This window comes from Bifidobacterium sp. UBA744, assembly GCA_002298605.1.
Taxonomy (GTDB): domain Bacteria; phylum Actinomycetota; class Actinomycetes; order Actinomycetales; family Bifidobacteriaceae; genus Bifidobacterium.
In genome coordinates this window covers 2,188-2,479 of sequence record DBKS01000028.1, presented here as the reverse complement: position 1 = coordinate 2,479, position 292 = coordinate 2,188, and positions in this window count along the sequence as shown.

Genomic DNA, 292 nt, shown 5'->3' with positions numbered 1-292 from the left:
GGCATATGCCGTCCGCACACTCGCGCCAGCGGCTCATTCCACCAGACGATGCCCAGTACCGCAGCGCATGACAGGGCAAATCCAATGCTGCGCGAGGCATCGGGAAACAGGATCAGCGTGCCNNCACGGTGAGGCACAGCATGCTCATGCCCTGGCCGCGTCTGCCCGCCAGCGTCGCGCACACCCCGATCATTCCCATGCAGGCGGCCCGGCCCACCGAATCCGCAGGCACCATCATGCGCATAAGCATTACCGTGGCCCCCGACACCACGCAGGCGGTGACGCATCTCGG